We start from the raw sequence: 24,510 nt of genomic DNA, 5'->3' as shown, positions 1-24,510 counted from the left end.
CTTACATTTCCCTTTTTTGAAATAGAAGCGATTTCTTTTTGAAGCTGAATGTTACTTCCATAAAATCACCCTTAACAATACGTTGAATTTCATGAGGGGATACTTCAAAACTTATGTCTGTCATATATCGACGAGATACATTGGAGTATTCACTTTTTATTTCTTGGGTATCACTTTTAATATCAAAATCACTTGTGCCTCCGGCGAAGCATAGATTTCCCCCTTTATAAGTTTTAATTCCTACGTTACTTACTATGGTGGCTTCCAGAAAGTAGTATCCATTTAATTCTTGCACTCCAACAAATAATTGTCCTTCCCTGGATTCGGCAATCAAATCACCTGGAATATTTTCGATTAGGTTTTCGGTATAGGTATCTACATGCAATCGTTCCATAGCCCTTATGTTGCCTAGGGCGGCCAATACAGTGTCAATTTTTTTCAGCATCAATTTGAGTTTAAAGGGAATTAATCATTCATAAGGTCCGGGCGCCGTTCTTGGGTGCGCTTTACGGCATGTTCTTCACGCCATGCTTCAATCTTTGCCGTATGGCCACTCAATAAAATATCGGGGACCTTCCAACCTTTGTAGTCGGCAGGTCGTGTGTAGATAGGAGGAGCCAGAAGATCATCCTGAAAACTATCTGTAAGTGCACTGGTTTCATTGCTTAAGACTCCTGGGATAAGACGGATTACAGCATCACAAAGGATAGCCGCTGCCAATTCGCCACCACTCAGCACAAAATCACCTACCGATATCTCCCGTGTAATAAAGTGATCGCGTACCCGCTGATCCACTCCTTTATAATGACCACAAAGTATGATCATATTACCTTTTAGGGAAAGCTCGTTCGCTATGCCCTGATCTAATGTGGTCCCATCTGGGGTCATATAGATTACCTCGTCGTATTCCCGTTCATTCTTAAGCTGGGAAATACATTTGTCTATGGGTTCAATCATCATCACCATGCCGGCACCGCCACCGAACTGATAGTCGTCTACCTGTTTATAATTATTGGTGGCAAAGTCCCGCAGGTTATGAAAGTGGACTTCTACCAACCCTTTTTCAATGGCTCTTTTTAAAATGGAGACTTCGAATGGACTTTGTAGTAATTCCGGAAGTACGGTAATAATGTCTATTCGCATTAAAACAATTCTTTTTTCGATTTACAACGTTCAATAGAGGTCTTGGCCCTATCTAATACCCCTTTATCCAAGGTGCTTAACCCTGTTTGTCTGTAATGATCTATGGCCTTGTCCAATTCCCCTTGTTGTTCGTACATAATTGCATATTCATTTAAGATGGTAGACTTGGTAATACCGGGGATATTCATCGCTTTATCCAACAGGTTTTTTAAGTCATCCCATTTCCCCAAGGTAGAAAGAAGGATTGCATAATTGTAGTATACACTCGGATACATGGGCGTCTTCTCGATACAGAGTTTGTACAAGGTTTCCCCTTTTTCATACTCCTTGAATTTTACTTCGTATAAATATCCCAAGTGGTTATACGCTTTACCGAAATTTGGATCTATATCAATGATTTTCTCCAGTTTGTTGGAGGCTTGCTCGTACAATCCGTCTTTTATGTCCAGATTTGCTTGGTCGAGCATTTCTTCGAGTTTGGTTAGGTGGTCCATATGTTTTATTTAAAAAGGTTATCGCAATCGTATTCTTTCAAAAAATATTTAATGGGGTTGTTATGAGCATAGGATTGTCCCTTGGCCATCGCACAGAACTTTCCTGGGTCCGACTCTATTAATACTTCCAGTTCTTCTATATAATACGCTCCAAATTCGCCGTCGGCGTAACTTGCCAGTCGCAGTGCTGCATTATAAAATTCAATTTTACCCGATGTTATGCCTTTTTCAAAAATGGTGTTGGATACATAATAAAAAAAGTCTGTATCCCCTTCTAGAAGCTCGCTGGTAGATCTTTCATAGAATAAAGTAAACTCAGATGCTCCATAGGGTAGTACATTGAGAAGTACTTCATCTGGAATTTCCTTTCCATTGACAAAGAACTCACATGCCATATCAAAACGGAATGAATAGTCATTCTCCCCTGCATGCATGGAATGTCCCAAAGTCGCGAATAGAATGCCTATACAACCAAGCAAGAACGCTATTTTAAGCCGGTGACATATCATGGTACAAAAATACGCTAAATGGATTAGTTTATGCCTCCCACGTATAATGAAAAACCTTAGTGTCCTTAACCCACCCCAGTCGTTCATAAAGTTTTTGTGCAGGATTGTCTATGTCGGTCTCAAGGGTAAGACCCCTGGCACCCTGTTGTAGTGCAAATTCTTTGGCCCGCTCCATAATGGCTGCACCTACTCCCAATCCTCGAGCTTTTGCATCCACAAATAAATCGTTTAGAATATAGGTACGCTGCATGGCTACCGAAGAAAAACTGGGGTAGAGTTGGGTGAATCCAAGGCCATTGCCACTTTCGTCTAACGCAAGGAATATGACCGAATCATTTTGGTTGAATCTTTGCGAAAGGAATTTCTCAGCGGCCTCAAGGTTGGATTCTTGTTTGTAAAACATACGATATCCGTTGAATAAGGGAATAAGTTTTTCGATGTCGGTTGAAGTTGCCTGAATAATTTTCATAGTTTTATTTTGTGATTGGGTACATCAATTTTGAACGTACTACTGAACGTAAATTAATCTTTAAAGTAACCAAAAAAAATGGAGTGGATTACGAATTCTGAAATTTGGATGGCATTTTTAACATTGAGTGCCTTAGAGATCGTATTGGGTATTGACAACCTTATCTTTATTTCGATACTATCCAATAAACTACCAAAAGATAAACGAGGAAAAGCCCGATTCATGGGCCTTAGTTTAGCGCTTTTATTTCGTATTGGACTTTTATTTTCTATCTCCTGGATTATGGGCTTGACGAAGGATCTGTTCTTCGTTATGGATTATGGAATCTCAGGACGGGACATTATTTTGCTATTGGGTGGATTGTTCCTATTGTACAAAAGTGTACGGGAGATTCATGAGAACGTGGAGCATCAGGAAGAGGAGGGAACGTCGAATATCCCTAAAAAAGTACTCTCTTTTGGTGCGGTCATTTTTCAAATAGTACTTATTGACATTGTGTTCTCACTGGATTCGGTGATTACGGCTGTGGGAATGTCCAATAACTTACCCGTGATGATTGCCGCGGTTATGGTTTCAATTGTTATTATGATGCTTTCCGCTAATTCATTAGCAGGTTTTGTGCAAAAACACCCTACCATAAAGGTGTTGGCATTGGCCTTTTTATTAATGATTGGTGTGGCACTTATTGCAGAGGGACTCGATTTTCATATACCCAAGGGATACATTTATTTTTCCATGGCTTTCGCCGTATTTGTTGAAATCATCAATATACGGGTGGGATCAAGGGGCCGAAGACCTTCAGAATAATATAGGACAAGTAGCTTTAGTTAGAGCAATCTCCTGCAATGATATCAGCCTCTGTGGGGTTATACCCATTCCCGTCCACCTCATAACCTTCCTGAATTCCTTCATTCATGATTAAATTGGTGAAGGGACAAAAATTCGTCAATTCCGTATTATCGGTAATGAAAAAATTCCGCCCTACATGAGTTAGGGATCCCATACCATTTACCTGAGTTAATTTGGTATTCCGAAGGATGGACAAGTTATTGTCCACGCTGGTCAAGGTGGGAAACGAAACCGAGATCAGGTTTTCATTATCCTTTATGGTGAAATTCTGCCCTACATAATCCAAATGGGGAATAAAACTTAGATGCTCCAGGGCATAGTTGTTATCAATAATGAAATCCCCCTCAATAGATTCAATAAACTTTAATCCTCCAAAAGAATGCAGCAAGGGATGCAACAAAATGCGTAAGCCCCCTAAGGAAGTATTGTTTTCGAACCCTTGAATGGAGGTGAGTGCCTTATTTTCTGCCAATGTTAAGATTCCACCCACTGAAACGTTTTCCAAACCATTAAAATCGGGCAGGGCAAAGTTCTTTTGAATACTTAAATTCCCATCGATGATCGTATTGGAAAGTGCAGCTATGTCCAAAAGTTGTCCATTGTCATTAATATTAAAACTGTGTTCCACACGTGCAAGGTTCTCGATACCATCTAAAGTGGTTAATTTATCCAGTCGACTTGTATGCACGGAGCCAACGCCCTGTAATCCTTGCAATCCATTGAGGTTGGTCAATTCTGGGGCATCTTCAATCCGAAGCGAACCTGCCTGTTGCAGCGCTTGCAAACCGTTAAGGGATGCTAGGACTTCTACTTCTGTTATTCTCAATGCATCTTCTACCGAGGCAATGGTACGCAATGGTAACAGACTCGTAATCGGTGTTTCCCCTTGGGGAACTTCACCGCCTATGTGGAGATATTCGGATACGGAAGTATAATTATTGGCACCAAATGCATCTACCCGTTCTTGGGAGGGTAGTATAACCGATCCGAAATATGGTCCCTCAGATTCTACATTGTTAAGTTGAATGGTAAGCGTAGCATTTCTCACCCTTCTTCTCGCCGTTGCCTTAAAATCAAAGGTTACGACTGGGTTTTCTTCAAAATCAAAATAATTAGTAACCTGAACGGTCACCTCGCCGGAAACCGGATTCAGCGTAATGGCATCTGCATTGCCACCTTCCAGGGAATAGGTGATCACGTCTATACTTTCTGCGGCCAAAGTGACAAGTAGTGTTCCCGCAGCAGGATTTTCATCTATGCTTATGGTGGTGTCTTCAAAAACTAAACTACTGGAATTTCCATCCCCGGAAGATCCACTATCGTCATCTTTGCTACAAGATGTGGAAAGTAACAGAAAGGGAACGCAAAGAATAAGTAGTTTTTTCAATGAAAATATGGTTTAGTGCAATCAAAGTTAACCAATTAAAGGCAATCGACACCCGCAGTTTATGAATACAGGGAAAGACTTGCTACATGCCTTAGTCAGAACAATTTCCTGCGATAATATCCGCTTGACTCGGATTATAGGAATTTCCATTTACCACGTAGTCACCCTGAATACCTTGGGAAACAATTAGATTGGTCAGGGAACAGAAATCGTTAAAGTTGGTATTGTTAGTAATTTCAAGGTTTTGCCCTACGTCATTTAAGTTTTCCATTCCGTTTAGAGCTGGAAGCATAGAGTTCGTGCGTATGAAGACAGAATTATCAACAATGGTTAGTCCCGCAAATGCATTGGCGTTAGACATAGCTTCATTGTTTTCAATACTTATGCTAGTTGTTGAAGTGATGTCATTCAGCAGATCTATTCCGGACAAAGAAGGGTTGTTTGTAATCGTGACACCACCAATACTTCCCTGAAGATTATTGAAAGAGGTAATCTGGGTCAAATCCGGATTGTCCTTTATGGTAAGACTGGAAAGTCCTGTTAGATTTGGAAATTCGTTAATCTCCAAAATGCCGGAACTTTGGACAATGAAATTTGTATTCACCGTAGTAAGCCCTTGAATACCATCAAGACTGGTCATTGCATTGTTGTTCGAAATATTTAAAATATCCACTTGTTGGAGATTCTCCAATCCTTGAAGGTTCGGCAAACTGGTAAATCGTATGGTAAGGTCTCCTTCAACGGTTTGCAAACTTTGCAGTCCCTCCAAACTTGAAATACTGGGGTTCGATGTGAAGGTAAGGTTTCCTTGTATAGAAGTAAGGTTTTCGAAACCATCTATGGTGGTGAGATTGTTGTTTTCCTCTATTCTAAGATCGCCCGTTACCGTCTGTAAACTGCCCAGATCGATGGAGCTTACATTGTCATTGTTCAATATTTGGATACTTCCGGTTACTGTAAGCACCTGTGGCATGGTTAGGGAAGCCAATGCATTATTGTTTTCTACAGTAATGGAAGATTGTATCGTGGTAAGGTTTGGTAAATCCAGACCCTGTAGGCTACCATTATTTTCTATTCTGAAGGAATCTTCGATTGTGGTAACTCCACCCAATCCAGAAATGGTTTCCAATAAAGGGTTTTCCTGAATGAAAAGCCAATCTAGGGAAGTGGTACTATCCAACCCCTGAACACTTGTGAGTGCATCGTTAAACCATATCTTAAGCTGACAGTTATCTAGGTTTAAGTTGGAAATATTGTCAAAATTAACAAGCGCATCATTGTTTCTTAGGTCAAATGTATGACCAACCGATAGATCGGAAAGTGCAGAAATACTGAGTAAGGAGGAATTGTTGCTAATTTCAAATTGTCCTCCAATGCTTTCCAAATTTTCCAGACCCGTCAGGGACTCCAGTTCGTCCAATCTCCTAATAGAAAGATTTTCCCCTACGGCGGTTAGGGCATTTAATGGAGTAAGGTCCGTTATTGGGGACTCCCCAGTCGGGATATCGTCCCCGAGAATTGTTAGATCACGGGTAAGGATGGCATAATTATTAGCTCCAAATGCTTCTACCTGCTCTTGCGATAGTAAAATTACATCGGTGCCGTATTGACCTTCAAATTCAACATCCACAACCTGAACGGTAACGGTAGCACTTTTTGCCTCGCCGCCAGCTGTCGCCCTTACGCCAAAGGTCATCACGGGATTTACTTCAAAATCGAAAAGACCGGGTGTGCGTACGGTGATTTCCCCGGTATCCGAATTTACCACTATGGCCTCCGGATGGGATTCAGATTCTATGGCCAGGAATACGTCCCCATTACTCGAAAAGTTTAAAGTACCAATCACCGCAGAAAACGTAGGGTTTTCGGCTATACTAAAAGATTGATCTGTAAAGGTGATGGTAATTTCCTCTTGGGAACCTCCGCTATCATCATTGCTGCATCCTAATAGGATAAGACAGGCAATGACTAAAATGATATTATTTTTCAATGGTATAAGTGTGTTGAATTAAAATAAAAGTAATTAAATAATACAAATTGCCACCCCGTTTTTATGAATAGCGATGAATAGGAAAAACTAAAAGGGTAATTTTCATATCTTTAAAAGGAAAACCACCAAAATTATTTCCCTATGAAACGACGTTCGTTCATTAAAAAATCGGCGGCAGCCAGTGCCGCGTTTACCATCGTCCCTAGTTTTGTCCTTGGCAAAACGCATATTCCCCCTAGCGATACCCTTTATATGGCGGGTATTGGAGTGGGTGGCCGCGGTGGGGGTGTATGTAGTGAACTTTTTCAGACCCAAAAAGTGAAATTCGTTGCCCTTTGTGATGTGGATGCCGTCCGGGCTGCCAATACCTTTGCAGCACATCCCAATGCAAAACAATACAAGGATTTCAGGAAAATATACGACAATCATCTGTCGGAATTAGATGCATTCATGGTCGCAACACCGGACCATACGCATGCCGTGGCATCAATTCCTTTTATGAAGGCCAAGAAACATGCTTATGTTGAGAAGCCATTGACCCATAATATCTATGAAGCCCGAATGATGGCCCAGGTGGCAAAGGATCACGGAATTGTGACGCAAATGGGCAACCAAGGTGCTTCCGGGGATGGTATTCGCTTAGCCCAGGAAATCATTAATGCAGGACTCATAGGAAAGGTACATCGTGTAGATTGCTGGACGAACCGACCAGTGTGGCCCCAAGGCTTTAAGAATATTACCGAAAAAGAACCCATTCCCGATACCTTGGCTTGGGATTTGTGGTTAGGGCCTGCAGCTATGCGCGATTATAATTCTAATTACCTGCCCTTTAAATGGAGAGGTTTTTGGGACTTCGGAACGGGAGCTATGGGCGACATGGGTTGTCATATTATGGAAACCCCGTTTAAAACCCTCGGGCTTCGTTTTCCTTACGAAGCCGAAGCTAGTTGTACCACGGTATGGTCAGGGGATTTTGTGGAAGCGAATATTAAAGGAGTGTGCCCGCCTTCCTCCATTGTCCGCTTAAAGTTTGATACCGAAGCCCATGGCGATGTATCCTTGAACTGGTACGACGGAGGGATTATGCCCGACTTACCACCAGAACTTAAGGATGGAGAACAGCCAGGAGGACAGGGAGGCGGTAGTATTTTCTACGGAAGCGAAGGCATCATGGTGACCGACACCTATTCACGAAACCCGCGCTTGTTACCTTCAGAAAAGATGATCGATTTTGTTCCGCCAACCCAAACTATAAAACGGGTTACTGGCGGACATGCTGGCGAATTTGTAGAAGCCTGTCTTAACGGCGGCAATACCTCGTCGCCATTCTCTTATGGCGGTCCGCTAACAGAGGCCGTACTTATGGGGAACCTAGCTATAAAGTCGTATCAGTTAAAAGTACTGAAAGAAGGTAAGAAAGTAGGCGATTGGGCGCCTTATGATTATCCGGGACGCCGCACGATTAAATGGGATGGTGAAAACATGAAAGTGACCAATTATGAAACTGCCAATGCTTGGGTGAAAAGAAATTACAGAGAGGGATGGGACTTGTAAGCAATGAGAACGCGTATTAAATCTATCCCAACATGTATTGGGGCGAAGGACTTTCAGGAATCATGAAGGTTTTATTCCAGGTTAAAATTGGAGCATACTTATAAAAAGGTGAAACTCCCGGGTATAAATAAGAACCTTGAAGAAGGGAGTTCTTTTCATATGATCCATGTGCGGTATTGTGGCATATAGGAGTGTTTCATGGACGGTGATTTGCAACAACATTGAAAGATAGGAGAAGTGCAACTATCTAGAAAGATGGCATATTAAATTACAGAATTAGATGAAAAAGAACATTTCCATATTAAATAGGTTGGCATGTATGGTGTGTTTTCTCTGGGTTCCGATATTATTAGGGGGCTGTGATTCGGATGGTCTTATTAAAGAGGCGGTAGAAGAAGTTGACGAGGTTAATGAACCTGTTGGTGAGGAATTATCCGCAGAGGAGTTGGATTATGTTACACAGTTGTTACAGGCAGAGGAGGCAATGAATGAAATTTGGAGGGACTTCGATAGTTTTAGAAGCTCACCCATATTCGTTGTTACAGGCGAAGAGGAGGGCTTTTATATAAATCCACCGGATACGCAAATAGCCGTAAATCGACCCATCACGTATGAAATCGATGGGTTGAACAGTATTCCGTTGTATCGAAATGATCTAGTACGAACCTATGTGCAGCAAAACATTAGCAGTTTATTGGGTTATGGATTTCCAAATTATGCTGGAAACGATATGTTTGCTTTCGATACTACCCATGATATTGGAGATTATTTTTACGCACAATATAAAGATCGAGATGGGTTTTACGATGTATCTGTTTTTTACCATGAACTGTTTCACCTGTATCAAAGTGAAAATGCAGATGGCTATTTTGGTGATGAAGAGTATGTACAGTCTTTGAATAGGTATCCATTAACCACAGAAACCTTTCCTTATATATTGCTTCTTTTTGACGTTATGATAGACGCTCATCTTGCCCAAACCCCAGAAGATCAGACGCGCTTACTCGAATATTATGTGGCGATTCAGTACCACTTGGAATCTATAGATCCAACGGAGGATGATCTCATACGAAATCATGGGTTCTTTTTGGAGAAATTGGAAGGTGCCCCAAGGTATGTTGAAGTCTTCGGTACGTTTTACTCCTTAAATAATGACACTGTAGAAGATCCCACTCATGGTTTTTCGCAATATGCGGCCGAGATCACTGCTCGCACAGAAGTACGGTTGCTATATGCCCGCAGAATGTTTTATCATACTGGAGCTGGGGCCATTCATTTGATGAACAGTTTGGGATTTGAAGGCCTAGATGACGCTTTTTTAGTTCCTTCCAATACTCCTTACGATATCGCACGGGATTTCCTGCAAATGACCGATGCCGAACGTGAAGCTGCCCTTGAGTCTGCTAAGGTTGATTACCCATGGCAAGCCTATCTGGAGCGCTCGGAGTATCTATTGAGTTTGTAGGTTAGGGGAGGTGAATACAGGAAAAATACAGTTGTAATTTAATATCATAATCGGTATCTTTTCATTAAGATAGCTTCATCAAAAAATCCCAATAAATTCAACATTCAAAAAAAAGGAGCAAGCAAGGTCCATGTTTAATTACACCTAAATTGGTGCATCCTATTCCTTGATCAATTTTCGTACTACGGAGTCAGTGCCATCTTCCAATTTAACGAAATAGAGTCCGCTTTTTAGAAAGCTAACATCCACTTTATTCTTCGTCATCACAGTAAGTACCGCCGTGCCTTTTGCATCATAAATGGTAGTAGACACAGGCCAATTGGCCCCAGCAATGATAATTTGATCACGAGCAGGGTTGGGGTAAATAGCTATGTCTTTTGAATTTACTGATAGATCATCTTCAGTACTCAGTATTCCAAAGGGCGAAATACGGGTATAGTATACATCATGCCCTCCATTAAGCGTATTTGTCCAAGCCAAATGGGCAAAATCATTATCGGAAACCATATCAATATAGTCCCCTAGTTTCATGAGGCTTGGATTTCCTTCATATGGATCGAATTGCAAGGAGATGGCCTCATTCAAGGACCAAGTATCCCCTTGGTCTTCAGAAAAGGAATAATACAGGACTGGGTACACCGTGTCGGTTGGGGCATCCCGAGTATCTAACCAGACAACATCTATACGGCCGTTGGGAGCTACTGACATGGTACCGAACCATTGATAATTAGAGGTGCTTACATCTGTATTGATTCGAATAGGAGACGAAAAAGATATCCCGCCATCAATACTTTTGGCAAACATAACATCGGCTGGATCTGAATTTGATTCCCTAGCCACCGATGCCAATACATAAACATTTCCATCTGCGACCGTACCCGATATATCTACGTCTACCCAAACTTGCCCCATAAGTCCGCCTGGATTACTAGGCGATCCCAAAACTATATAGCCATCTAGGTCTACAATTGTTGAAGAGTCCCATGTAACTGAACTACTTGGGTCTTTGGCCGTCGTAGATTTCGCAACCACAATATCCGCTCCAGGGGTATTAATAGCCGTAGTACCCGTTACATAAAGGGTTCCACTGCCATCCACTGCCATGGTACCCCAAAATGGATTGCCTAAAACAGAAACACAGTCCTCAAAAGTTTGACCTCCGTCTGTGGACCTTGTGAAATGATTGGGGTCACACGTTCCAGAACCAGAGGACCAGTATGAATAAATATTCCCGGCACCTATTCCATTGGATCTATCAATACGCATCCATGCCTTATCACCACCAAAGGCGGTTGCGGGTTCCTCCCAGACAACTCCTCCATCTGTAATCCTGTAAACATCGCAAAATTGTCCCTCTTGAGGTCGATAGCTGTTATAATAAAAATTACCTTCAGCATCCATGTCTAATACGGGATCCGATCGAAACGCACCAGGATCCAAGACACCTGGGTTTGTCCAATCGTAACCCCCATTTAGGCTATAGGCATATCCTGCCTGACGGAAATAGTTACCAGCGTCGTCGAATTGCCGCCATCCCATGACAATCCTGTCAGGGTTGGTAGGGTCCACAGCTAGGGAAGGCTCATTGGCTGCATCCCCAATAATGTTGTTTCCATTTTCATCCACATTAGTCTGTACCGTAAAATAGTTTGGAGAATAAATACGATAAGCCGGACTCCTTTTCATTGCGCTTTTATCCACTTTGACATAAACAGCAGGGGTGTTTTCAATATCTCCCGCGCCATGTTCGTTAAACTTTTGCTCTTGTGAGAAAAGTGTAGTAGAAATCAAGAACAGCATTACCGAGAACCTTGACTCATTAAAATTTGAAAATAGGCGCATGGAATAAAAGTCTTGTTTTAAATATACAAATTAGTTGAGGGAAAAGCGAACGGAGAAGTGCAAGTTATTATGTATCAGAGTTATTAAAGACATCTACAATGGGGTTAGCTACTATGTGTACTTGATCTTGAAATCACCTTAACCATACCTTAAAATTGCATTGAAAATTAGGGGTCATCCCGTAACTTTATCATTTCAGAAAATTTTTCGACAAAAAATGCAATAGATCGCAAAAGCTTCGTCTATAAGATTGAAAGGACGTTGTAAAAGGCTAACCACCCATTGGAATCAGAAAACAGTAAAAAACTAAGTGACTTTTTTGGTAAGGAATACCAATCCCTTAAGGGTTACGTAAATGCCAAAATTAGTGACACCATAGACAGCAATGCCGAGGACATTGTTCAGGATGTGGCGTTAAAACTGTTTTCGGGCGCAGATCGATATGCTCCCATTCACAATGTAGCAGGTTTCGTATACCGATCGCTGAAAAACCGGATCATCGATCTAATGCGAACCAAACCATCCACAGCATCCATGGATCTGGATACGTCACTCCTCGAGTTGACCGATATGGTGAGCGCCTCGGCGAACCAATATAGCTCGGATCAAATGGTTAGAGTCCTTAAAACCTGTATAGATCGTTTAAAACCAGCCTATCGCAGTATCATTATCGCCGTAGATTTTGAAGGGTACACGTACAAGGAAATTTCGATAGAAACAGGCATACCCGAAGGAACACTCATGTCCCGACGACATCGGGCCATTGGGATATTGTACAAAGAAATAGAACAAGAAATTAAAACACATAAAATAGAAAGATCATGACAAATTTTTTCACCCATAAATTCAGGAAGAAATCCCTAGGGGAAATTATAGCAACCATTATTTTCGGAGGAATTTTTATTGCCGGGCTGGCCACGCTGTTCGCCTATGTAGTAATGCGCCTTTGGAATTGGCTGATGCCAGAACTTTTCGGATTGACCACCCTTGGTTTTTGGCAGGCTGCCGGGCTCATCATATTGGTAAAGCTGTTACTGGGTTGTAGCGGTTTCGGGGGCAAGAGCTCTTCCAAGAAGTCAAAGGACGATTCCAAGAAAAAGTCGAAAACCGACTTTTCCAAGTGGAAGTATTACGATCAGTTTTGGCAAGAGGAGGGCGACGAGTACTTCAAAAAGTATATAGAACGCCAAACAAACCCATCTAACGATGAAAACACTAGCGAGGAGTCAGATGTGGAACAATCATAGCTTGTATATAGGATTGTTCATATTCCGTACGGACATTAAATCGAAGAAGAAAGTAAAGCTTATAAAGCAGGCCCTAAACAGGAATGTTGAGGTTTTGCGGTGGTCCGTAGATTTGGAGGATATAGACAATGTACTTCGAGTAGAGGCCACGGAATTCCTATCTGAAAAGGACATTATGGACCTGATTGGAGAGAAAGGTTTTTATATTCAACCTTTGCCAGATTAAATGGTCCTACTATCTTTACATGGTGATGATAACCCTATAAATGCTACCCCATGAAATACAATCTTTCCGAAATGTCCTGCTTAGACCTTTATTTATCGACCTTATCTGTTGAAGAACAGGAGAAATTGAAGGATGAGATTGTGCCTTCCAAAGCTTTGGCTATGCCACTACTGAGTTGGGATCTTTTCAGTGAAAATTATTCTCGGAGATTGCAGCAAGCCAGGAAAGGTAATGACATTAAAAATGTTGCGGCTTTGGCACAACGTTATGATTGGAAGAACGACGTGCAATCCATTCTTTCAGAGCATGAATTTGATGCCATTGTGATCACCGATGCCCAGCAGAAAATCGTGTGGGTGAACGAAGGGTTTACGACCATGACAGGTTACCCTAAAAGCTTTGCCCTTGACAAATCACCGAAGTTTCTGCAGGGGAAAGAAACCTCCGAGACCACTCGAAAAAAGATAAAGGCACAATTAAAAAAGGACCGACCTTTTAAGGAGATCATTACCAATTATAAGAAGGATCAAGTAGCCTATGATTGTGAAGTACGTATTTTTCCCCTTTATAATGAAGGCACCACGCATTATTTAGCACTCGAAAGGGAAGTGGGTTAATGCTTGTAACGGATATAAATAAAAACCCCATCCAATTTGGATGGGGTTTTCTTTTGTTTTATACAGGACGAACTATTAATAGTATGTATAACGTCTTACGTTACTAATATACTTCGCCAATCGGATCACCTGGTGGCTGTATCCGTATTCGTTGTCATACCAAACGTATAGAACTGCGTTCTTGCCATCTGCCGTTACAATAGTTGCATTGCTATCGAAAATAGAAGGGGCAGAAGAACCCACAATATCGCTAGATACCAACTCATTGTTAAGGCTGTACTTTATTTGCTCTACCAAATCTCCTTCTAAGGCATATTTTTTCATAATGGCGTTCATTCCATCTTTGGATGTTGGTTGTTCCAATTCCAATTTCAAGATCGCTAAGGAACCATTTGGGACAGGTACTCGAATGGCGTTAGAGGTAAGTTTTCCTTCAAAGGAAGGTAAGGCCTTGCTCACTGCTTTTCCAGCTCCAGTTTCAGTAATTACCATATTCAAGGCAGCTGCACGACCACGTCGGTATTTCTTGTGCATATTATCTACCAGATTCTGATCGTTTGTATAGGCGTGAATGGTTTCTAAGTGTCCTTGCACAACACCCAAGCTATCTTCAACAGCTTTCAATATTGGGGTAATGGCATTGGTGGTGCAGGAGGCTGCAGAGAATATTTGAAGATCCTTGGGATCGTTTTGCAAATGATTTACACCGTGAACAATATTCGGTACTCCTTTACCGGGAGCGGTCAACAATACCTGTGAAGCTCCTTTTACCAAGTGACGGCTTAAGGCTTCTTTATCACGGAAGGCACCAGTATTGTCAATTACCAAGGCATCTTCAATTCCGTAAACGGTGTAGTCTATATCTTCTGGCTGATTTGCAGAAATGATATGCACCGTGGTTCCATTTATGATTAAGGCTTTGTTCTCTACATCGATCCCCACCGTTCCAGGGAAATCACCATGCACTGAATCGTATTGAAGTAAAGAAGCACGCTTTTCCAAAACTGTTTGGTCTACCGCACCCCTTGTAACGATGGCACGTAAACGCATCTGGTTTCCTTTACCGGTACGAGACATTAACTCACGGGCCAATAATCTACCTATGCGCCCAAACCCGTACAATACAACATCTTTTGGTACGATGTTTTTGTGGTTGCTGGCATCATTCAGCTTATGGCTCACAAAAGATACCGCATCGGGATATTGGTTATCCTCCAAATGGTATTCGTAGGTTAGTTTCCCAATGTCCAACTTGGCAGGAGGGAAGTCTAGGGTTTTGATAGCCTGTGCAATCTCAACACTATCGAAAATAGAGATGGGCTTCTGTACAAACTCTCCAGCGTATTCGTGAAGGTTCAGGATTTCGCTCACGTTTCTATCGATCAACTGATTTCGGAACAATACCAATTCAATTGATTTGTCGTACCAAAGGTCACTTACGATTTTAATAAATTCGACAGTGGCCTTTCGGCGGTCGGTCTGAAAAGAAAGCTCTTTTTCATACACTTCATCAAAACTCATAGTCATGTTGTTTTTAGGTTTTCTGATGGTTCAGAAATATGGGTTTAAATTTTTTGCAAAAGTAGAAAACTAAAACGTTTTCGGGAAGCTTATTGGTAAAAAATAATGACCCGTTACAGAATCAACTGCAACGGGCCACTCCTTCAAGAAAAACTACTTGTTTATCTGAAGATGAACGAGTTCAATTCCCCATTCCTATCCACAAAGGTCATCTTAATCGGATCGCTAGAGTCGCGATTTCGTATAATTTGCTTTGCGTCATCGATATTGGAGACTTTAATATCATTTATTTTTATGATCATAGCACCATCTAGGTCATACCTGGACATGTCTTCGCTAATGATCCTGTTTATTTTTACACCTTCTTCAAGGTCTCGGCGCTTTAACTCCTGTTTGCTTGCGTTCTTAACCTCAATTCCCAATTCCTCTATTTCGTATACCTCTAACTTAACAAGGGTCACAGGAATGGTTCTCTGTCTTCCGTCGCGTAATACCGTTACATCTACAATGTCGTTAGGGCGTTTGGAGCCGAGATATCCTGTAAGGTCAGAGAATTTGGCAATTTTATAACCGTCAATTTTTTTGATCACATCTCCTTTCTTTATACCGCCTTTATCTGCTCCACTTCCTTCTTCAATTGCAGCTACATATACACCTTCGGTTTCTCCAATCCCATAATATTCGGCACGGGCAGAATTCAATCCACCGCCTTGAATACCAAGGATTCCCCGCTGTACATTTCCGTATTCCATGATATCCTCTACAATCTTACGGGCTGTGTTGGAGGGTACGGCAAAAGAATACCCCACATAAGATCCCGTTTCTGACGTAATGGCTGTGTTAATACCAATGAGTTGACCTTGTGTATTTACTAAGGCACCACCACTGTTTCCTCGGTTTACCGCAGCATCGGTTTGAATAAAGGATTGTGATTGGCTATCGAATTCATTCAAATCCCTTGCCTTGGCACTAACAATACCTGCGGTTACGGTAGAAGTTAAATTGAAAGGATTGCCTACGGCCAATACCCATTCTCCAATTTTTACGCTATTGGAATCAGCAAATGGAACGAAGGGCAGGTCCTCGTCCGGAGCAATTTTTATTAGTGCGATATCCGTTTTGGGGTCGGTCCCAATTAATTCGGCTTCGTAACTTTTGTTGTTATTTAGGGTAACTTCTAATTCGGTCGAATTTTCAATTACATGATTATTGGTTATGATGTAACCATCTGGAGAAATAATCACACCACTCCCAGTACCTATCATAGGCCTAGGGCTACCACCGCCGAAGAAAAAATCACGCATACTTGTTGGGCCTTTGCTCATGGTAGTGTTCTTTACGTGCACTACGGCATGAACCGTTTTTTCTGCCGCCTGCGTAAAATCGATGGGCTCATTGGATCCGGTTGTGGGATTGAACGAAGTTGGAATAATGGAAGGGGATTCTTCCTGTTGGGCTACAGCAATTTGTGGTTTCTCTTCAACAAAAAGTTTGTAACCTCCTAGCGTCATGGCACCCGCTGCCAACGCTACCGCAAATAAACGAACTGTTTGTGTCATAGATAGATTCAATTAAATTATACATCAAATTAACAATCTAAAGACTTTCCTATTGTTTAATGGTTTCATAATTAACGTGTATTTAACACCCCATTAAAAGTCTTATAAGTCCCTTGTTTTTTTAACTTTGTCACCTGCCATGGCGATCACATTTTATAAATATCAAGGAACCGGTAACGATTTTGTCTTAATAGACAATCGTGACTTACATTTCAACAAGAATAATACCGAATTGGTACAGCAACTTTGTGACCGTAAATTTGGCATAGGTGCGGACGGATTGATCCTTTTGGAAAATGACAAAACGTCCCAGTTTAAGATGGTTTACTATAATGCCGACGGAAATGAAAGCTCTATGTGTGGTAATGGGGGTCGCTGCATTGTGCATTTTGCCCGGTTTTTGGGGATTATTGAAGATATGGCAACCTTTATGGCTATAGATGGATTGCATGAGGCTTTGCTAGAAGATGATGTAGTATCCCTTAAAATGACAGATGTTGGTGAGATCGTTCAAAAAGAAGATAGTTTGTTTTTAAATACGGGATCGCCTCACCACGTTACTTTGGTACATGGTTTAAGCGATTATGCTGTTTTTTCGGAGGGGAAGCGCATTCGGAATGATATCTATGGCGCCGAAGGATCCAACGTGAATTTCGTAGAAGCAGTGGCTGCCAATGCATTTGCCGTGCGAACCTACGAACGTGGTGTAGAAAATGAAACCCTTTCTTGTGGAACCGGGGTAACAGCCGTAGCTATTGCAATGAATGCTTTGGGCAAGGCCAATGAAAATGTAAGAATAGAAACCCCTGGGGGAACTTTGGAGGTGTCTTTCAATAAACAGAATGGACACTATGAAAATATTTGGTTGAAGGGGCCTGCCAAACAGGTTTTTAAAGGTACTTGGGAATGAAAGTATTGCAAGGAACACATATCTATTTACGTGCCCTAGAGCCTTCTGATCTGGATTTGCTCTATCATTTAGAGAATGATGAATCCGTTTGGGAAGTGAGCCATACCCAGACTCCATATTCCAAATTTGTCCTAAAGCAATATCTAGATAATGCACATCGCGATATTTTTGAAGTAAAACAATTACGTTTGGTGATCTGTCCAAACCATTCTGATACGGGTGTTGGCTTTATCGATTTGTTCGATTTCGATCCTAAACATAAGAGAGTGGGGGTTGGCATCGTTATCTTTTCGGGAGCAGATCGGCAAAAAGGGTATGCGACGGAATCTTTAGGGTTGTTAAGTGAGTATACCAGAAAGCATTTGGGAGTACATCAATTATACGCCAATATCACAAAAGACAACTTGCCCAGTATCGGTCTTTTCGAAAAGCTCGGATTTCAGAAATCTGGTGAAAAGATAGATTGGATCCTTTCTGGTGGGGAGTATAAAAATGAATTACTTTATCAAAAAGTATATGAAGAAAAACATTAAAAAAGTTGTTTGGGGAGTCGTGTTCATTGGCCTTATTTTTATGGCTGGCTTTGCCTATTTTGTGTATAATAGCGTGTTCACTTCCAATACGGCTTTCAATAACGAAGAGGCCCATGTGTACATTCCAACCGGTGCACGGTTCAGTGATGTGTTGGAAGAATTGCGACCATTGTTGAAAGATGATATTTCCTTCGAAGCAGTGGCAAATCGTAAAAAATACCCTGCCAATATAAAACCTGGGCATTACATCATTAAAAAAGGAATGAACAATAACGATATTGTCAATAGCATAAGAAGCGGCAATACGCCAATCACATTGAAATTCAACAATCAGGAGCGTTTGGAGAATCTTGCAGGGCATGTAGCCAAGCAGTTGGAAACGGATAGTCTTAGTTTATTGAATGCCATGAAAGATGAAACGTTCTTGAGTCAGTCAGGATTTACAGAGGCTTCGGCATTGGGTATGTACGTTCCAAACACGTATGAAGTGTACTGGAATATGAAGGCTGAAGGATTCCCAAAAAAAATGTTGGAGGAATACAATCGCTTTTGGAATGCCGACCGTAATGCCAAAGCGGAAGCGCTTGGGTTAAGTCGTGATGAGGTGATGTCCTTGGCCGCCGTCGTGCAGAAGGAAACGGCAAAGGTGGAAGAACGCCCAAGGGTAGCTGGACTATATGTAAACAGGATTAAACGAGGAATGATGTTGCAGGCAGATCCTACCGTGATCTACGCTAAGAAGCTTAGTGAGGGGGATTTTGACCAGGTTATAAAAAGGGTGCTGTACAAGGACCTGGAAAACCCATCACCCTTTAATACGTATAAGCATCTTGGCGTACCTCCAGGACCTATTACCATGCCCGATATTTCATCTATCGACGCTGTATTGAATTATGAAAAACACGATTATTTATATATGGTCGTGAACGTAGAAAACTTCGGCTATCATAAGTTTGCCAAAACCATAGCGCAGCACGGTCAAAATCGTCGGGAATATATACGATGGATTAACAGTCAGGGAATTAATCGTTAATGGTGTATGGGGATCTCAATTGCTTGAGAGAATAGTCATACAAGAAATCTACTTTTTTTACGTTCTAATCCTACACCTTTTTATGGAAATCATTGCGGATTATTCAATTAAATAGGTGTTAATAAGTTAGTTAACTACTTTTTTAACATATTTCGATTCATATAAGACTTTACAACTACATTTGTTACAGATTTGTTAACGAAACCATCAGTTCAACGAGTTTTGTTGATGTTTTAACAAAGATTAACAAGAATCACTGAAAATTCGTGAAATAAGTCGTAATTTTGCGCGCTGAAATGATGGTAGGAAAATTCTACCAGAAATTTTGCCACAAATGAAACGTAGTTTTATACAAATCGGTTTAATTATACTTGTTGTAGCTTTTGTCTCAACAGGTTTTGCTTCCAAGAATGGTGTGGATCTTTCGCACTATATCATGACGGATGAAGCGGTCTGTTACAACGTACCAAACGAAGATGAGGTCGTTGAAGAATCTAACGATTACTTTCAATTGTTTTTAGGAAAGACGTTCATTGGGTTTAAAGAGGCTTTAGGCTTCAAAGAATCACAAGGGCGATATCGTGTAATTAATGAGTTCGGTTATATGGGCAAATACCAGTTTGGTAAATCTACCCTTAAAATGATCGGGATCTACAATACCCAAAATTTCTTAGAAGACACGCGGATGCAAGAAGAGGCCTTTACTGCCTATGTGTCCAGAAATAAGTGGATTTTAAGACGGGACATAAAAAGATACGAAGGAAGATATATTGGTGGAGTGAAGGTAACCGAATCCGGTATTTTGGCGGCAGCGCATTTAGCGGGTGCTGGTAACGTAAAAAAATACCTGAGAAGCGGAGGTGCTATTCAGTTTCAGGATGCTTTTGGAACCTCCATTAGATATTACCTAAAGAAATTTTCAGGCTACGATACATCCTTGATCGTTGCCAACAGAAAGGCAAAGGTGCACTAAAGTTATCCTTTGTGAATGATAAATAAGGTGGGTCTTTTATTGAGGTCCACCTTTGTTTTTTCCCAGCTTTCAATAGATTGGGTCAGGATGTATTCCGAAGGCAGAGTAATATCGCATGCCACGCATAACTGGGTTTGGGGTTGTAAAACACTAATGAGGCTTTCTAGCATCTGATTATTGCGATAAGGGGTTTCTATGAATAACTGTGATTGATTTACTTCTGCCGACAGACGTTCCAGTCGTTTTATTTCCTTGCGTCTTTCGCGCTTGTCAATAGGCAAGTAACCATTGAAAGCAAAATTCTGACCATTGAAACCACTGGCCATCATGGCCAAAAGAATGGAGGAAGGGCCTACCAAAGGGACTACCTTTATTCCTTTAAGATGGGCTTGTGCGACAACCAATGCACCAGGATCTGCAATTCCCGGACATCCAGCATCACTAATTACTCCAATGTCATGACCTTCAAGACAGGGAAGGAGCATATCGGGAATTTCCGAAGTGTCCGTAAATTTATTGATAATGGAAAAATGAAGGTCGGGCTGGGATTTCCTAGGAACGATATTTTTAATAAATCGCCGAGCATCTTTTTCATGCTCCACAATATAGTGGTCTATTTCCTCGATAGCTTTTTTAACCAACAAGGGCAATACTTCCAGTGGTGGAGTATCGCCCAAGGTACAAGGAATTAAGTATACGTTTCCTAATGGTTGTTCCATAAAGGTTTATTGTTTCACAATCTTCTTGACAGCTGTTCCCTGTTCTGAAACGATTTTAGCTAGGTATAGTCCAGCAGCAAAGGAACTTGTGTCAAGTTGTAAGGTATTTTGATCCGAATGTTTCTGAGTAAGCAGGATACTTCCTTTCATATCCTGAATCGTAATTTCGAATGGAATATTGTTTTCCAGCGCAATGGAAACATGATCTTGAGCTGGGTTTGGCGCTATAGAAATCTTTAATTCGTCCAAATCGTTTACACCCAATATGGCTTCACCGGTTACTCGGGAAATACTTCCAGAAATATTGGCAATATATAATTCGTTATTCACATCCTCACCAAAGGATACCCATGATCCCCCGAAGGTTCCGTAATCTACCACATCGTTTGTTGTACCAATATTTTCAAGGCCTCCAATCATTCCGCTGCATACATCCGCAAAGAAATAAATTCCTTGCATGTCCGGATAATCTGTTCCCCGGTACACATAACCGCCAGTAATGGAACAGTGTGGAGTAGCATTACTCGAGGAATATACGCCTATGGGAAATGTTAGTTCTCCATCTGGAGGACAACCAGAGGTATTGAAAGGATCATTCCCTTCGTAACACCTCCAACCATAGTTTAGGCCAGCCTCAGAGATTCCGGCGCGGTCTATTTCTTCTACGTTTTCCTGTCCAACATCGCCAATCCAAATATCGCCATTGGCACTATCGAAGGTGAATTTCCAAGCGTTTCTAATTCCGTAGGCCCAAATTTCTTCTGCATTTGGTGGGTTTCCGGCAAAGGGGTTGTCCGTTGGAATTCCGTAATTTTGTCCAGCATCTGGATTGTCAATATCGATTCGGAGCAATTTTCCCAGTAATAGCTCTGTATTCTGAGCACGATTACCAGGGTCTCCACCGCTTCCTCCATCTCCCCAAGAAATATAGAGGTATCCGTCTGGTCCAAAGTTTATAGAGCCCCCATTGTGATTGGGAAAAGGCTGGGTTGCATCAATAATTTCCAACTCAGAAGTGTCATCTGCTATATCTGGATCACCACTCACTGAATAACGGGAAACTTGGGAATTGCCACTGTTGTCTGTATAACTTACAAAGAAGTAACCGTTGGAGGCATAATCTGGGTGAAAGGCCAATCCCAACAATCCTTGTTCACTTCCATTGGAAACTTGACTGGATATGTCAAGAAAAGGGGTTGAGTTTACGGTTCCGTCTGTCTGAACGATTTTTATTCTTCCGTCTTGTTCCACAACAAAAAGACGGTCATCACCTGCGTTTGCGATATCAACCGGCGAACTTAAGCCGCTGGCAAAGGGTTGCAGCGTAACTTCAATATTCTGAGCCAACACAAAAGTGCTCAGGGTTAGGGCTAGCATAAATAAGGTTTGTTTTTTCATAGGATTAAGTTTTTCACTAAAATAGTGAAAATTAGTCCATACCTCTTAATTAAGCCAACTCACAATTTTCTCACAGGCTTCATCCAGCATATCATAGACATTCTCGAACCCTTGATCGCCACCATAATAGGGGTCGGGAACGTCGACATTTTCCCCTGGGAAAATTTCGTTCAAAATAAACTTTACTTTTTGCTTGTCATCTTCATTGGTAGCCAATCGCACCACATCCCGATAATTTGAATTGTCCATTACAAAGATATAATCGTAGGTCTCAAAATCATAGGTGGAAAACTTTCTGCCTCTTTGATCGGTAATGTCTAATCCTTTTTGTCGGGCAATGGCAATGCTTCTGGGATCTGGCTTTTCGCCTACGTGCCAGCCACCAGTGCCTGCAGAATCTACCTGAACTTTTTCTGGATCTACCTTAGATTTTAGGATACCTTCTGCCAAAGGTGACCTGCAAATGTTTCCTAAGCAGACCATGATCACACGGGTTTTCATATAAAATGGAGATAAAAAAATCCTGCGAAGCAGGATAGTTATGTTAGAGTGTCAATTTTTTATTTAAATCTTCAACATATTTGCGGAATTGTTTGTCCGTACTGGACAGGTTGTCCACTGTTTTGCATGCGTGCAGCACGGTGGCATGATCACGCTGACCAATTTGAGAGCCAATGGAGGCTAAGGAAGCCTTTGTAAATTTCTTGGCAAAGAACATGGCCAACTGCCTTGCTTGCACAATATGGCGTTTTCTGGTTTTAGACTGCAGTGTCTCCACATCCATCTGGAAATATTCACTAACCACCTTCTGAATGTAATCTATGGAAACTTCACGCTTGGTGTGTTTCACATAATTATCTACAATCTTCTTTGCAAGATCTATTGTGATCTCCCTTTTGTTGAAAGAGGAGTGTGCAATCAATGAAATGATGGCGCCTTCCAATTCCCTAATATTGGTCTTAATGTTATTGGCCAAAAACTCTATGATATCTTCAGGCATTTCAACACCATCGCGATAGAGTTTATTTTTAATGATGGCCACACGGGTGTCATAATCTGGGTGATTGAGCTCGGCAGAAAGCCCCCATTTGAAACGGGAGAGTAAGCGCTGCTCAATATCTATCATGTCAACAGGGGCCTTATCGCTTGTAAGGATGACCTGTTTTCCATTTTGATGTAAATGATTGAAGATATGGAAGAACACATCCTGGGTTCCTGCCTTACCAGACAGCAATTGGATGTCGTCTACGATAAGAACATCAATAATCTGATAGAAATGGATGAAATCGTTACGATTGTTCTTCTTTACGCTTTCTATGTACTGTTGGGTGAATTTCTCAGCAGAAATATAGAGAACGGTCTTTTCAGGGTATTTATCCTTGATGTCCACACCAATGGCGTGCGCCAAATGTGTTTTCCCTAAACCTACGCCTCCAAATATGAGAAGGGGGTTAAAGGAGGTCCCTCCAGGCTTATTTGCTACAGCAAGACCTGCGGAGCGGGCCAAACGGTTGGATTCGCCTTCCAAGAAATTTTCAAAATTATAACTTGGATTTAGTTGGGATTCTATTTTTACATTTCGAATTCCAGGAATTACAAATGGATTCTTTAATTCCGGACTTTTATTTTTAACGGGTACATCTACTTCCTGCGATCTCACTTGAGAACGGTTTGCACTTGGAATCTTTTCTGTAAACGGTTGCTTATTGCCATAGGTGTTTTCCATCTTAATGATGTACACCAACTTTGCCGTACTTCCCAATTCCTTAGTTAGGGCAACCTTGAGCAATTTCACATAATGTTCCTCGAGCCATTCGTAGAAAAACTTACTGGGAACTTGTATGCTTAGCGCGTTGTCTGTGAGTTTAACAGCCTTAATAGGTTCGAACCAGGTTTTGTATGCTTGCATCGAGATATTATCTTCAATAAAGGACAAGCAATTTTTCCAAACCTGTTCGGCCGTTTTACTCATAGTGATAGTTAGAAGTTTAGTTAGTCAATTGTCTTGTTAAAAAAGAGGAAAATAGGGTTTTCGCTAACGATTTCTTAACAATGCAAATATGTGAACAAAT

General features: G+C 41.4%; 25 protein-coding genes. 11 read left to right on the top strand and 14 right to left on the bottom strand.

Annotated features, from left to right (window positions below):
• Nucleotide 1: 1 nt before the first annotated feature.
• Genes AC6JAD_RS00125 through AC6JAD_RS00105 form a run of 5 tightly spaced genes read right to left on the bottom strand, consistent with a single transcriptional unit; the run spans nt 2 to nt 2,615 of the window.
• Nucleotides 2–445, bottom strand: a complete 444-nt coding sequence (locus tag AC6JAD_RS00125) for a hypothetical protein (RefSeq protein WP_461305189.1) — start codon at nt 443–445, stop codon at nt 2–4.
• A gap of 20 nt (nt 446–465) precedes the next feature.
• On the bottom strand, nt 466–1,143 hold the full coding sequence (trmD, locus tag AC6JAD_RS00120) for a tRNA (guanosine(37)-N1)-methyltransferase TrmD (RefSeq protein ID WP_461305188.1): 678 nt from the start codon (nt 1,141–1,143) through the stop codon (nt 466–468).
• Nucleotides 1,143–1,637: a hypothetical protein gene (locus AC6JAD_RS00115; RefSeq protein WP_461305187.1), complete on the bottom strand. Its 495-nt coding sequence runs from the start codon at nt 1,635–1,637 to the stop codon at nt 1,143–1,145. The genes trmD and AC6JAD_RS00115 overlap by 1 nt, the downstream gene beginning before the upstream one ends.
• A gap of 5 nt (nt 1,638–1,642) precedes the next feature.
• Nucleotides 1,643–2,116: a hypothetical protein gene (locus tag AC6JAD_RS00110; RefSeq protein WP_461305186.1), complete on the bottom strand. Its 474-nt coding sequence runs from the start codon at nt 2,114–2,116 to the stop codon at nt 1,643–1,645.
• Nucleotides 2,117–2,174: 58 nt separating this feature from the next.
• Complete coding sequence (locus AC6JAD_RS00105) at nt 2,175–2,615, bottom strand: GNAT family N-acetyltransferase (RefSeq protein ID WP_461305185.1); 441 nt, start codon at nt 2,613–2,615, stop codon at nt 2,175–2,177.
• Nucleotides 2,616–2,693: 78 nt separating this feature from the next.
• On the opposite strand from AC6JAD_RS00105, the gene AC6JAD_RS00100 reads away from it, so the two are divergent.
• The gene (locus AC6JAD_RS00100) at nt 2,694–3,422 is read left to right on the top strand and encodes a TerC family protein (protein ID WP_461305184.1); all 729 of its coding nucleotides are present in this window, start codon (nt 2,694–2,696) and stop codon (nt 3,420–3,422) included.
• Between the two features lie 16 nt (nt 3,423–3,438).
• On the opposite strand, the gene AC6JAD_RS00095 is transcribed toward AC6JAD_RS00100, so the two are convergent.
• Nucleotides 3,439–4,851: a hypothetical protein gene (locus AC6JAD_RS00095; RefSeq protein WP_461305183.1), complete on the bottom strand. Its 1,413-nt coding sequence runs from the start codon at nt 4,849–4,851 to the stop codon at nt 3,439–3,441.
• A 91-nt stretch (nt 4,852–4,942) separates the two neighbouring features.
• A complete protein-coding gene (locus AC6JAD_RS00090) occupies nt 4,943–6,841 on the bottom strand; it encodes a hypothetical protein (RefSeq protein WP_461305182.1) in 1,899 nt (632 codons plus the stop codon).
• Nucleotides 6,842–6,982: 141 nt separating this feature from the next.
• Between AC6JAD_RS00090 and AC6JAD_RS00085 the strand changes: the two genes are divergently transcribed.
• Both AC6JAD_RS00085 and AC6JAD_RS00080 read left to right on the top strand, forming a co-directional pair.
• On the top strand, nt 6,983–8,395 hold the full coding sequence (locus AC6JAD_RS00085; RefSeq protein ID WP_461305181.1) for a Gfo/Idh/MocA family protein: 1,413 nt from the start codon (nt 6,983–6,985) through the stop codon (nt 8,393–8,395).
• Nucleotides 8,396–8,675: 280 nt separating this feature from the next.
• Nucleotides 8,676–9,860: a hypothetical protein gene (locus tag AC6JAD_RS00080; protein WP_461305180.1), complete on the top strand. Its 1,185-nt coding sequence runs from the start codon at nt 8,676–8,678 to the stop codon at nt 9,858–9,860.
• 159 nt (nt 9,861–10,019) lie between these two features.
• Here AC6JAD_RS00080 and AC6JAD_RS00075 read toward each other — a convergent pair whose 3' ends face one another.
• The gene (locus tag AC6JAD_RS00075; protein ID WP_461305179.1) at nt 10,020–11,702 is read right to left on the bottom strand and encodes a T9SS type A sorting domain-containing protein; all 1,683 of its coding nucleotides are present in this window, start codon (nt 11,700–11,702) and stop codon (nt 10,020–10,022) included.
• A 282-nt stretch (nt 11,703–11,984) separates the two neighbouring features.
• Between AC6JAD_RS00075 and AC6JAD_RS00070 the strand changes: the two genes are divergently transcribed.
• Genes AC6JAD_RS00070 through AC6JAD_RS00055 form a run of 4 tightly spaced genes read left to right on the top strand, consistent with a single transcriptional unit; the run spans nt 11,985 to nt 13,792 of the window.
• Nucleotides 11,985–12,527, top strand: a complete 543-nt coding sequence (locus AC6JAD_RS00070; RefSeq protein ID WP_461305178.1) for an RNA polymerase sigma factor — start codon at nt 11,985–11,987, stop codon at nt 12,525–12,527.
• Complete coding sequence (locus tag AC6JAD_RS00065) at nt 12,524–12,949, top strand: hypothetical protein (protein ID WP_461305177.1); 426 nt, start codon at nt 12,524–12,526, stop codon at nt 12,947–12,949. The genes AC6JAD_RS00070 and AC6JAD_RS00065 overlap by 4 nt, the downstream gene beginning before the upstream one ends.
• Nucleotides 12,909–13,175, top strand: a complete 267-nt coding sequence (locus AC6JAD_RS00060) for a hypothetical protein (RefSeq protein WP_461305176.1) — start codon at nt 12,909–12,911, stop codon at nt 13,173–13,175. The genes AC6JAD_RS00065 and AC6JAD_RS00060 overlap by 41 nt, the downstream gene beginning before the upstream one ends.
• Before the next feature lie 50 nt (nt 13,176–13,225).
• The gene (locus AC6JAD_RS00055) at nt 13,226–13,792 is read left to right on the top strand and encodes a PAS domain-containing protein (RefSeq protein ID WP_461305175.1); all 567 of its coding nucleotides are present in this window, start codon (nt 13,226–13,228) and stop codon (nt 13,790–13,792) included.
• Nucleotides 13,793–13,867: 75 nt separating this feature from the next.
• Here AC6JAD_RS00055 and AC6JAD_RS00050 read toward each other — a convergent pair whose 3' ends face one another.
• Nucleotides 13,868–15,313 (bottom strand): glyceraldehyde-3-phosphate dehydrogenase, encoded by a 1,446-nt coding sequence (locus tag AC6JAD_RS00050; RefSeq protein ID WP_461305174.1) that lies wholly within the window; start codon nt 15,311–15,313, stop codon nt 13,868–13,870.
• Between the two features lie 161 nt (nt 15,314–15,474).
• On the bottom strand, nt 15,475–16,872 hold the full coding sequence (locus tag AC6JAD_RS00045; protein ID WP_461305173.1) for a S1C family serine protease: 1,398 nt from the start codon (nt 16,870–16,872) through the stop codon (nt 15,475–15,477).
• Nucleotides 16,873–17,011: 139 nt separating this feature from the next.
• Here AC6JAD_RS00045 and dapF point away from each other — a divergent pair, with 139 nt between their 5' ends.
• The 4 genes from dapF (at nt 17,012) to AC6JAD_RS00025 (ending at nt 20,321) form a co-directional block, all read left to right on the top strand.
• Complete coding sequence (dapF, locus tag AC6JAD_RS00040) at nt 17,012–17,782, top strand: diaminopimelate epimerase (RefSeq protein ID WP_461305172.1); 771 nt, start codon at nt 17,012–17,014, stop codon at nt 17,780–17,782.
• Nucleotides 17,779–18,315, top strand: coding sequence for a GNAT family N-acetyltransferase (locus AC6JAD_RS00035; protein WP_461305171.1), 537 nt, complete (start codon nt 17,779–17,781; stop codon nt 18,313–18,315). The genes dapF and AC6JAD_RS00035 overlap by 4 nt, the downstream gene beginning before the upstream one ends.
• Complete coding sequence (mltG, locus tag AC6JAD_RS00030) at nt 18,299–19,348, top strand: endolytic transglycosylase MltG (protein WP_461305170.1); 1,050 nt, start codon at nt 18,299–18,301, stop codon at nt 19,346–19,348. Before AC6JAD_RS00035 ends, mltG begins: the two co-directional genes overlap by 17 nt.
• A 334-nt stretch (nt 19,349–19,682) precedes the next feature.
• The gene (locus AC6JAD_RS00025) at nt 19,683–20,321 is read left to right on the top strand and encodes a peptidoglycan-binding protein LysM (RefSeq protein WP_461305169.1); all 639 of its coding nucleotides are present in this window, start codon (nt 19,683–19,685) and stop codon (nt 20,319–20,321) included.
• A 2-nt stretch (nt 20,322–20,323) separates the two neighbouring features.
• On the opposite strand, the gene AC6JAD_RS00020 is transcribed toward AC6JAD_RS00025, so the two are convergent.
• The 4 genes from AC6JAD_RS00020 to dnaA are packed head-to-tail and all read right to left on the bottom strand — an operon-like array spanning nt 20,324 to nt 24,410.
• The gene (locus tag AC6JAD_RS00020; protein ID WP_461305168.1) at nt 20,324–21,040 is read right to left on the bottom strand and encodes an SAM-dependent methyltransferase; all 717 of its coding nucleotides are present in this window, start codon (nt 21,038–21,040) and stop codon (nt 20,324–20,326) included.
• A 6-nt stretch (nt 21,041–21,046) separates the two neighbouring features.
• Nucleotides 21,047–22,438, bottom strand: coding sequence for a PQQ-dependent sugar dehydrogenase (locus AC6JAD_RS00015; RefSeq protein ID WP_461305167.1), 1,392 nt, complete (start codon nt 22,436–22,438; stop codon nt 21,047–21,049).
• Between the two features lie 45 nt (nt 22,439–22,483).
• Complete coding sequence (locus tag AC6JAD_RS00010) at nt 22,484–22,939, bottom strand: low molecular weight protein-tyrosine-phosphatase (RefSeq protein ID WP_461305166.1); 456 nt, start codon at nt 22,937–22,939, stop codon at nt 22,484–22,486.
• Nucleotides 22,940–22,982: 43 nt separating this feature from the next.
• Nucleotides 22,983–24,410 carry a chromosomal replication initiator protein DnaA gene (gene dnaA / locus AC6JAD_RS00005; protein ID WP_461305165.1) on the bottom strand — a complete coding sequence of 476 codons (1,428 nt, stop codon included), beginning with the start codon at nt 24,408–24,410 and terminating at the stop codon, nt 22,983–22,985.
• Nucleotides 24,411–24,510: the final 100 nt, after the last annotated feature.

It is taken from the genome of Aureisphaera sp., from assembly GCF_059726885.1.
This window is presented reverse-complemented; position numbering and strand designations above follow the sequence as displayed.